General features: G+C 59.3%; 9 protein-coding genes. 5 read left to right on the top strand and 4 right to left on the bottom strand.

Annotation, left to right across the window (positions count from 1 at the left end):
* Positions 1-697: 697 nt before the first annotated feature.
* The 3 genes from WD012_RS08440 to WD012_RS08430 all read right to left on the bottom strand — a co-directional run bounded on the left by WD012_RS08440 (position 698) and on the right by WD012_RS08430 (position 2,949).
* Positions 698-1,522 (bottom strand): DUF4143 domain-containing protein, encoded by an 825-nt coding sequence (locus WD012_RS08440; protein WP_339563306.1) that lies wholly within the window; start codon positions 1,520-1,522, stop codon positions 698-700.
* A 122-nt stretch (positions 1,523-1,644) separates the two neighbouring features.
* Positions 1,645-2,154 carry an AAA family ATPase gene (locus tag WD012_RS08435; protein WP_339563305.1) on the bottom strand — a complete coding sequence of 170 codons (510 nt, stop codon included), beginning with the start codon at positions 2,152-2,154 and terminating at the stop codon, positions 1,645-1,647.
* Between the two features lie 273 nt (positions 2,155-2,427).
* Positions 2,428-2,949 carry a GNAT family N-acetyltransferase gene (locus WD012_RS08430; protein ID WP_339563304.1) on the bottom strand — a complete coding sequence of 174 codons (522 nt, stop codon included), beginning with the start codon at positions 2,947-2,949 and terminating at the stop codon, positions 2,428-2,430.
* Positions 2,950-3,673: 724 nt separating this feature from the next.
* Here WD012_RS08430 and WD012_RS08425 point away from each other — a divergent pair.
* From WD012_RS08425 to WD012_RS08410, 4 genes are all read left to right on the top strand, one after another.
* The gene (locus WD012_RS08425) at positions 3,674-5,764 is read left to right on the top strand and encodes a heavy metal translocating P-type ATPase (RefSeq protein ID WP_339563303.1); all 2,091 of its coding nucleotides are present in this window, start codon (positions 3,674-3,676) and stop codon (positions 5,762-5,764) included.
* A gap of 36 nt (positions 5,765-5,800) precedes the next feature.
* Positions 5,801-6,070 (top strand): heavy-metal-associated domain-containing protein, encoded by a 270-nt coding sequence (locus WD012_RS08420; protein ID WP_339563302.1) that lies wholly within the window; start codon positions 5,801-5,803, stop codon positions 6,068-6,070.
* A gap of 110 nt (positions 6,071-6,180) precedes the next feature.
* Entirely contained in the window at positions 6,181-6,510 is a 330-nt protein-coding gene (locus WD012_RS08415; protein ID WP_339563301.1) for an iron-sulfur cluster repair di-iron protein, ric, read from the top strand.
* 351 nt (positions 6,511-6,861) lie between these two features.
* Entirely contained in the window at positions 6,862-7,521 is a 660-nt protein-coding gene (locus tag WD012_RS08410) for a Crp/Fnr family transcriptional regulator (RefSeq protein ID WP_339563300.1), read from the top strand.
* 363 nt (positions 7,522-7,884) lie between these two features.
* Here WD012_RS08410 and WD012_RS08405 read toward each other — a convergent pair whose 3' ends face one another.
* Positions 7,885-8,805, bottom strand: coding sequence for an ADP-ribosylglycohydrolase family protein (locus WD012_RS08405; RefSeq protein WP_339563299.1), 921 nt, complete (start codon positions 8,803-8,805; stop codon positions 7,885-7,887).
* 795 nt (positions 8,806-9,600) lie between these two features.
* Between WD012_RS08405 and WD012_RS08400 the strand changes: the two genes are divergently transcribed.
* On the top strand, positions 9,601-9,918 hold the full coding sequence (locus WD012_RS08400; protein ID WP_339563298.1) for a hypothetical protein: 318 nt from the start codon (positions 9,601-9,603) through the stop codon (positions 9,916-9,918).
* The last annotated feature ends 129 nt before the right edge of the window (positions 9,919-10,047 follow it).

Below are 10,047 nucleotides of genomic sequence, written 5' to 3'. Positions count from 1 at the left end.
GGCTGTTGTGTGATTGGCTTGTCGCACGGCGGTTGGATACCGTTGCCGCATGCTCTGCTCGGCTCGGCTGTCTGCCTGTTGTGTGACTGGTCCGTTGCATGGTGGCTGAGTGTCGTTGCCGTGATCCCGTTCGGCCTGGCTATCTGTCCGCTGTGCGACCGGTCCGTCGCACCGCGGCGGGGTGCGGTTCGTTGATGGCTTGCTGGGAATGATATCCGGCTGTTGTGTGATTGGCTTGTCGCACGGCGGTTGGATACCGTTGCCGCATGCTCCGCTCGGCTTGGTTATCTGCCTGTTGTGTGACTGGTCCGTTGCACGGCAACGGGATGCGGTCTGTTGGTGGCTTGCCGGGAATGATATCCGGCTGTTGTGTGACTGGCCGGTCCCATAGGCGCCAATGTACCGGTGACGGTCAACCTACTCGGCTGGGCTATCGTCTTGCGGTGCGACGTAGGAGTCTCATAACCGCAGGATAGTGCTCGTCGTTGGTGGAGTGGGGTCAGTATCTGACCATCATGCGATTGCGGTGTCGCGCGACAGGTGAATGCCATCGGTACCGGACCTGTTGGCTGGTATCGGTTGGCTGGCATCGGTTAGCGGTATCTGTCCGCGATGCAGCCGGGCGTCTGACCGGGGGCAAACGCGCATCTCGTCCCACATGCAGTCCCACACGCAGCCGCAATCGCCATGATGAGCCTCAGTGTGCGCGGCCAGTGACTTCTGAGGATTCCGTCGCCAGTTCCTCGGTGAGTGCCTGTACTGCATATAATGGGACACTGCGGATTCCACGGTCGAATCCCATGTTCTTCGTGCTGATTCGAATGACATAGTCCGGGCTGTATTTGGTTTGGAATGCAGCCAGGCTCCGAGCAGAGACGTGTCGTCCCGATTTCACTTCCAGAGGGAGCGCCCACTGGTGAACAGGGGAGGGCATATCCAGCAAGAACTCGAGTTCGCCTTTGCTGGGAGTACCCCAATAGTAGGGCTTGAGCCCGGCGGCGACCAGTGTTTGCATGACGAAATTCTCCGCCACGGCCCCGCGGAAATTCGCGGTTTTGGAGTCTGATGGGTTCAATTGCACCATCGTGGCGCCATACCGGGCCATCAGAAGCCCAGTGTCTTCCATGTATACCTTGAACGCCGTCGGGTTTTCGAATGCCGCCAGTGGGGAGACCGGCTCCGTGACTTGCGTGCACAGGTTCACAATGCCCGCGGACGCCAGCCAGTCAATTGCCGGCATGTATTGCGCGGCACGTGCCCCCGAACGGATGGCCTTGTACTGGAACTTGTGGTAATTGGCTAATTGCGTGGGGATCGAGCGCCATGCTTCGAAGATTTTCGCGCTGTCTTCGGTCTGCACGCACTGACCATGTCCGCTTCGTACGCGGTGTTGATGGCGGTTTTGCACGGCGCGTGCCGCGGCAAGCGCGTGTGCGGACGGCACATCATTGAGCGAGTGCGGGCCGTTTCCGAGCGCTGACACGAAGGATTGCACCGCTTCGGGCATGCCGCCGATGGTCATGTACAGTCGCGATAGCGTAATCAGCGAGTCATGGAACGCGACGGGAGCATTCGTGGCGAGCCCATGCCGGATGTCGGTGATGGTGTTGGAGAATCCCAAAGCATCGAGGAATTCATGGAAAGTCAGGAGTGCACGGGAAGCAGCGTGACCTTGCCGACGGGGAAGGAGCATTTGTTGCGGTTGACGGCGACGCCAAGAAGGTTTCCGGCGACCGCGACATGGTACTCCGGTGCTTCATCGCAGAAGTATTTCAACGATGTCAACGCACGTTCGCACAGTTGAACCTCGTCGAAGGCGATCAATGTATGCCGTGGGACGATGCTGATTCCCAGGAGTAGCTCGAGTCTGCGCACGATATCCGATGGGCGGATTGAGTCTTCGAATGCCGATGCCGCCTGCGGGGTCTGTGAGAAATCAACAAACGCGAGGTCGTCGTATCGTTTGTTGGCGAGTTTTTCAGCGCATGCGTCTTTCCTGTCTGGCGTGCGCCGAGCAGGACGAGCGGTTTGTGGGGTCCTTTCCGGGGATGGGGCGAGTATACAGGGCCCGAAAACGTTGCAATTGCGTCGGCGTCCCGCGCCGCGGGACCCCACAAATCGGCAGATAGGTTTTCGCACGTGTATCGAACACATGGCGGATGCCGGGAAACCGTTGAATCATGCGGTTTTGCTCTTTCATTGACGGACTCGCGTGGATGTCCGCATAGGCGGGTGCGAGAGACTTCCGGCGCGAAAGGGCGTCCGGACGCTTTCCGCAGCCCGTCTGGTGCATGGTTATAGCTCGCGCCTGCCCGCTGAACGCCCGCTTGTTCCCGTGCCCGCCCGCTCGTCGCCTGCTCGTTCCCGCCGCCCGCTCGTTCCCGCCGAACGCCGAACGCCGGTCTCTGCGCACCACCAGTCTCCGGCTCACAACGGCTTTTCGAAGAAAAGATGCTCGTCATGGGGAATCACCCCGCCGATCCGCATCGCCCCGGTCGACGCAATCCGAAACCCCACCTTCTCGTACAGCGACCGCGCCGGAACGTTTTGCATCCCCGTGTCGAGCCGCAGCGCCACGCATCCCTCGCGCCGCGCCGTCTCCTCCGCATGCGCAATCAGCGCAGTGCCGATTCCCCGACCTGCCGCATCAGGCCGCACGAGCAGTAGGTGAATCACCCTGACCCGATTGCTTTGCGCCCCGCTCGGCCACTCCACCGCCGCGTATTCCTCCGGCTGCTCCCCGTCGCAGATGATGCTCCCCAGAATCTCACCGTCCGACTCATACACCGCAAGCGCCCCGCGCCCGATCGCGTCGCGCGCGACGGCGGCCGTCGGATACACGCCCTCGCGGAAAAGAGTGAACGCGCCATGCTCCTCCTCGTGGCGGAAATGCATGCGATAGCTCGCGTCGATGCCCGGCAGATCCGAAAGAACGGCGGTACGAATCATGGTGCCTCCTGACTGCAGGTGGGTGCGCAGTGGTGTGGGGTCGGTGCAGGTGCGCGGCCGGTGCCGGCGCGTGGGTGAGGCGGAATGGCGGCCGCCCCGGCGCGGTACCGGCGGCCTCGCGTTACCGGTGACGATACCCGACGCATGTTTCCGAACCGGCGTAGACGATTCCTCGGCGATTTCGCGACGATTGTTCGGCGATTGCTCGGTGGCCGGCGGTCAATCCCGGCAATTCCCTGTGCGCAGAAGGCGCAGTTCGGCTTGTTTCCAAAGTTTTGAACCACGATTGCGCCACCATCACGGCGAGCCTGGGTGTTCGAGAAAACCTATCTGCTGGTTTGTGGGGTCCCGCGGCGCGGGACGCCGACGCAATTGCAACGTTTTCGGGCCCCGTATACTCGCCCCACCCCCGGAAAAGGACCCCACAAACCGCGAAATACACCCCGGAGCCGTATCGAACACCTTCGCAGGCGTGTTTTAGCCGGTCGGCTCGGCTTCGAATCCATCCGGAACGGCGAATGCGACAACGATGTTCCTGGAGAGCCCGCCTCCGCTTCCCGTCCGCCTCACCACGCCCGCCACCTCCCGCCCCCGCCTGCCATCTCCCAAAACATCCCGAAGGAATTCCCCGAACTTGACGGCGGTCAATGTTTTCCCGGCGCGTCGCCCGTATCTTGGGCACCATCAGACATCACGACAGATATCACGAAAGGAGGCCCCGCCCATGCAGAGCTTCATCCTGCGTCACAAGCCGCAGCTCACCATCATCAGCGGCGCGCTTATCGCCGCCGGCCTGGTCGCGCGCTTCGCCCTGCACTCGCAGCCGGCTTACGCAACGGCGTTCATCGCCGCCTCGGTCGTCGGCGTGCTGCCCATTCTCATCCAGGCGGTGCAGGCGCTGCGCGTCAGGGTCATGTCCATTGACGTGCTCGTGAGCATCGCCGTGTTCGGTGCTTTCCTCATCGGCAGCTGGGACGAATCCGCCATCGTCACGTTCCTGTTCCTCGTCGGCGGGCAGATCGAGCGATACACGTTGAACCAGACGCGCTCGGCCATCGGTGCCCTCACCGACATGGCGCCGCAATCGGCAGCGGTCCGGCGGGCCGATGGCACTTTCGAAACCGTTCCGGTCGACGATGTGCATGTCGGCGACATTGTCAAGGTCACGACCGGTGATCGCATCCCCGTCGATGGAACCGTGATGTCGGGCACTGGGCTCGTCAACGAATCCGCGATTACCGGCGAGCCCATCCCGGTTGGCAAAGCCGCGGGGTCGAGCGCCTCCGCCGGCACCCTGCTCGACGACGGCATGCTGACCATCCGTGCCGACACGGTGGGGGAGGACACCACCTTCGGCAAGATCATCGAGCTCGTCGAAAACGCGCAGGACTCCAAATCCAAGGAGGAGCGCTTCATCGACCGCTTTGCCACGTACTACACGCCGGCGGTGCTCGTCATCGCCGTTATTGTTGGCCTGGCGACGCGTCGCATCGACCTTGCGATCACCATGCTCGTGCTCGGCTGCCCCGGCGCGCTCGTCATCGGCGTCCCCGTGTCGAATATGGCCGGCATCGGCAACGGCGCGCGCCACGGCGTGCTCATCAAAGGCAGCGAGGTGACGCACCGGTTGAGCTCCGCTGACACGTTTGTGTTCGATAAGACCGGCACGATTACGGTCGGCGTGCCGCAGGTGACGGATGTGAGACGCTACGACGATGACGGTACGCCGGCCGCAAACGATATGGGAAATGGGGCTGGCGAAGCGCATATTGGCGGTTTCGAGGAAACGAAAGACGTGGAGGCGCACGATTTTTCCGTTCGCGATTTTTCCGTTTCCGATGCGAGTGCTCTTGATGCTGGTTCGGATCCAGCCCATGATGATGTCGTGCGGTACCTTGTCGGGGTTGAATCACAGTCTCAACATCCGCTTGCCAAAGCCATCGTGCGGCATTTCGGCGATATTCCTGTCCCGCAGGTGGACGAAGTGTCGGTTGTGACAGGCGGCGGGATCAGCGCCGTACATGACAATCATCGGATTCTCGTTGGCAGTCCGCGCTTTCTGGAAGCCGATGGCATAGTACTCACTTCCAGAATGCGTGAGGATGCCGGTGAGCTTGAAATGCAGGGTGATTCGCTTGTGGCTGTGGCCGTCGATGGCAGTATCCGTCTACTGCTTGGGATCCGCGATCGTCTGCGCCCAGGCGTTGCGGATGACATCGCATGGCTGCGTCGTCTCGGCGCGAAAACCATCGTGTTGCTTTCAGGGGACAATCAACGTGCTGTCGATCTTATGACGGCGAAACTCGGTTTCGACCGCGCGATCGGTGGCTTGCTGCCCGATGAGAAGGCTGCGGTCATTTCCGGTTTGCGCGACGATGGGCACCGTGTGGTGTTTGTCGGCGATGGCATCAATGACAGCCCGTCCCTCGCGCTCGCGGACGTGGGCATCGCTATGGGAAATGGCGCCGACGTGGCTATTGACACCGCGGATGTGGTCCTCGCTGATTCCGACTTCTCGCGTCTGCCGCACGCGTACGGCCTGGCGAAGCATACGGTACGCAACATGCGCGAGAACATTGCGATTGCAGTGGGTACGGTAGCGCTATTGCTGTCCGGGCTGGTGCTCACCACGTGGTTCACCATGGCCGTGGGCATGCTCGTCCACGAGACGAGTGTGCTGGCGGTCATTCTCAACGGTATGCGACTGCTGCGTTACCGGGCTGGCAGAAATCATGGAACCCGTCACTGGAATATCAGAAAACTTGATGCCTATCAAGGACAGCCACGGTCCGTTATCGATACCGTGGTGGCATAACCAATGGTCCCGGCTGCCAGCCGGGGATACCGGTCGGTGAACACCACCGGCATGAAAGGAGATACCAAGATGAACACCGCAACGCTGAAACTGGATACGCTCACCTGCCCGTCGTGCATGCTCAAGATCGAAGCTGCCGCACGCAACGTGCCGGGAGTCGACCAGGATACCGTGCACGTCTCGTTTGCGAACAGCAAAGTGACGTTCCGGTTTGACGAGGATCTCACCGATGCACAAACCGTTGCAAACGCCATCGAAAAGGTCGGATATCCTGTGCTTTCCACTCGAACCGCGGTGCAACGGTGATAAGCGACAAACGTATGGTGCTCGACGTTGCCGTGCCATTACGCATGCACGTCATCACCATCTGATGAGTCACATGGAACCTATGAATTCAGCCACTTGAAAGGACAGTTATGACAGCATTCACCGACTATCTCGCAGACCATGCAGAGCAACTGGACTTGGGTACGTTCGCCATCACGCGCGCGCATGGAACGCATCATCCTGAAGTGTTCGAGATACGCAAGCGTTACGAAACCATTCGGGATCGGATCGCATTGGCGAATGGTGCGCAGCCCCAGGTCGGCGACGAGCTTGCGCGAATCAGGAGTCTTACCAATGGCTACACGATTCCAGATGATGCTTGTCCCACGCTTGCGGCAACTTACCGTATGCTCGAGGAAGCGCATCGCATCTACGAATCCGCGAACGAGGGACGTGTGGTAAACAAGCCTGTACGGTAAACAGTCCAAGGCGAGTGGTCTCGTGAGCACGATTCACCATTCATGGTCCGGCATTCATGGTCTGCCATTGGAATGTTCCGGTGCCGGTCCATGAGGCTGGTTTCGCAAGGACGGTAGTGTGAAGACTGCCCCGTGATGGCGGCTTTGCAGAACGATTGTGCGCATCGTCCGGGCCTTCACGCAGGGTGGTCTGCCTGTCCATCCCGTGAGGATGGTGTGCAGAACGACCGTGTGAGATGATTGCATGGTACCCGCCTCACGAAGATGCTTCGTGTTGAAGGTTATCCTCGTCAGTTCTCAAGGAAGCTCGCATGGTAGTGGCTCACACGATGACGGGAAGGAGACGATATCATGCCTCAAGACTTGTGTGTGCAACTGGTACCGCTGTTTCAAGACCTCAGCGGTGAAGACCAGCTGAATATTCAATGGAGTACCAAGTTCCGCACCTTTCATAAGGGCGATATCGTTTTCTCCCCGCACTCCGATCCTCAATTGAGTATCGTGGCCAGGGGAAGCATGAAGGTCTATAGAATCACCTCCAATGGTCGTGAACAACTGTTAAGAGTGATTGAACCAGGCGGCTACGAAGGCGAGAGCCAGCTGTTCGGCGCCAGCAACCAGAACCTGTACGGGGAAGCGCTCGCTGACACCATGGTGTGCGTCCTGCTGCGCCGGGATTTTATGCGTCTTCTGGACGCGCATCCGCAGCTGAGTATCCGACTGCTCTCCACCATCGCCAGCAAAATGGCGAAGGTGGAAGAACAAACGCAGTTTCTCACGATGGGGCGAGTCGAGGAACGCCTTGCGTCGTATCTGCTTGACCTGTCGAAAAGCGCCGGTGGCTCACGGCGTGTCCGAATACCGATGACGATGAAGGAACTTGCGTCATATCTGGGTACCACACCGGAAACACTGTCGCGTAAGCTTCGATACCTGGAAGATCGACAGATCATCGCGAGGCAACGTCGAGACGTGGTCATTCTGTCTTCGCAGCAGCTCGAAGAGATCTAACGAGGGCAGGAAGTGCTTATCTGAGATGTTTGAGATATCTGATATATCCAAGATATCCGAGGTATCCGGGACATCCGAGGTACCCGGTATGTCAGAGAGCCCTGAGATACCTAGGGTGTCCGAGATGCCTAGGATGCCTGAGGCACCCTGGATTCTCAAGATGTCGCGGTTACCCGTGACATCCGGTTACCCATGACATCTTGGTACCCGCTATATATCTCGACCGGTAGCGTTGGAACGCCAGCGTGGATTTCGCGGCGTGACATCCGGCTACCCGCTAGATATCTCGACCCTGATGCCGGTGGAATCGCCAACCCCATTCCAGATACGCCGCAGCCGGTAAAGCAAGCCGATTCGCACCGTTCAGTTATCTTCTCGAAGATTGATGCAACGGTCAACCACATCCTTACCACGCAGCAGATGCAACCACTCGTCTGGAATCGCGTCCATACCGTAGACGATGCCTGCAAGGCCACCCGCGACCGCAGCAGTAGTATCGGTGTCTTCTCCCAGATTGACTGCTTCGAGTACACAATCCGAATATCTGGTCGTGTCGGTCAGACACCAGATTGCTGCGACCAGGGTGTCGACGACGAATCCGCCAGACGCCACATCTGCGCGATCCAGCTTGGGAATAATCGTCAAATCGTCAACTTGTACTCCTGCGGTAGTGCTTGAAGCAACCCCGCTCAAACCGTGCGCGACCCGCTCGTCATCCAACGCTTCGAGCGGCGAAGCCCCATCCCGCAACAGCCGTGCATACCGCACGTATGTGACGCATGCCTCGCAGCTCATCAGATGAGCATGTGTAATCCCGCTGACCGCGCGGATTTCATCATCGCTGGCATCCGTGAACGCCAGCGGGACGATGCGCATGAGCGAACCGTTGCCATTGTCGCGCTCGCCGGACAATCCATGCCCGCGCGCCAGCGCCTCCGCTGTCGTGCTGCCAATGTCGAACCGTGTGTCAACGTTGTAATCTCTGCTATCGCGCCAAAGAAGGAACTTGTTGCGTATGTCGGCGATATCCACTTTTCCCGATTCGCGCAGCGAATCACACGTTGCCAGGGCCATCCCCGTATCGTCGCTCCACGTGCCAACCGGTTGACGCCAAGCCCCGACCCCGCCTCCGACTCCGACGCTTCCATTCGCGCGGTCCCATGCCATGCCTGTGCATGTGAAAGTGCCGCGAGCCCTGAACTCGAATGGGACGCCCAATGCATCACCGACAGCTTCGCCATACACGGCATCCCGCAGCGTACGCGTCGATCCGTCTGCTGCCATGCCTGAATGCCAAATCGTGTGCTGAGACATCGTCTCTCCTTCCTGCGAGACCAATACGGCCTGACAATTGTGCTCCTGCGGTTCTCCTCGCCACTACGCTCCGCGCCCCTCAAAGCGTCGTCATCGCTTCCGATCGCGGTGCTCCACAACCGGATTGAGTTCATCGTATCGCCGCGACACGCCGATGCGGACAATTGCCGACAACGCCATGTCAAGGCCGAAAACGGAACTTATGCATACGTGCGGTGCCGAGTTCCAAGAAGGTACAAGAACGCGCGGGAGATGAACAAGTCGCTCAAGGAGGAGCTCATGATGACCGAGCCATTTAGGAGGGAGAGTTCCGGCAAAGTCTCTGATTGAGAACGCCAATTGACCGACGCCCCACTTGACGATGATTTCCAACCGATTCGCATTGGATTTCCGCGGACACAACAGACGGCACAGCGCGAGTGGAGGCAAGCCGCTGACGAGGAGCGCAACGCCTACAAAATCCCGATTGTGGCAGTCACCGCCGTCACAATCGTGTGGATGATCACGCCAATGTTCGTCGACAGATTCGTGCGAAGCATCATGTTCGGTGTTACGTCAATTGGGTTTGCCGCCATAATCGTTCTAGTCGCGCTCCGATGGCGAAAACAGCCTGAAATCCATACTCGTGCCTGCGCGTGGGCGTTGGGATTCGGAGCAATCGCACCGTCCTGTGTGCTGTCTTGTTCATGCCATCCGCCGTCCGACGCCTCCTGGACGTCCCCTATCTTGATATGCCGAAACGAGTAGTAAATTATCAAGCCGAGCGTGAGCGACGAAGCAGGCGCTTGGCATGGCGCGACGGATGCCGTAAATGACTTGCTCGACCATACGCCGCAAAGCTATTACGTTCAGGCGCGGGCAACACTTCAATATCTGTACCCGCAAAAATACCGTATCAGCGAGCGAGATTTCCAGGCATGCAGGACGACGATGGATACGCGGGGAGAAGCGGCGGAACATGATGACGAAACTTGGTATGGGGTGCTCGATTATCTTCCGCATTCGAAAGAAGACGTGTCACTCGGATGTGTGGCCGGGGCACCGCCCTCGGATGGTTCTCTCGAAGCGATGTCGACGGATTGAAACGGGAATAGTCGGGGTGCATCGACCTGGTTATGTTGCGGCAATGGGTATGCAGGTAACTCGGGTCGGCTAGGGGTATGCGCGACGCGCGGTGTTTCGGTTGTTTTTGGTTGGTTGTTGGTTGGTTTG

It is taken from the genome of Bifidobacterium thermophilum (genome assembly GCF_037482445.1).
In the GTDB taxonomy this organism is placed as follows: domain Bacteria; phylum Actinomycetota; class Actinomycetes; order Actinomycetales; family Bifidobacteriaceae; genus Bifidobacterium; species Bifidobacterium thermophilum_B.
The sequence above is the reverse complement of the archived record's forward strand: the minus strand, read 5'-3'. Positions and strand labels throughout refer to the sequence as shown.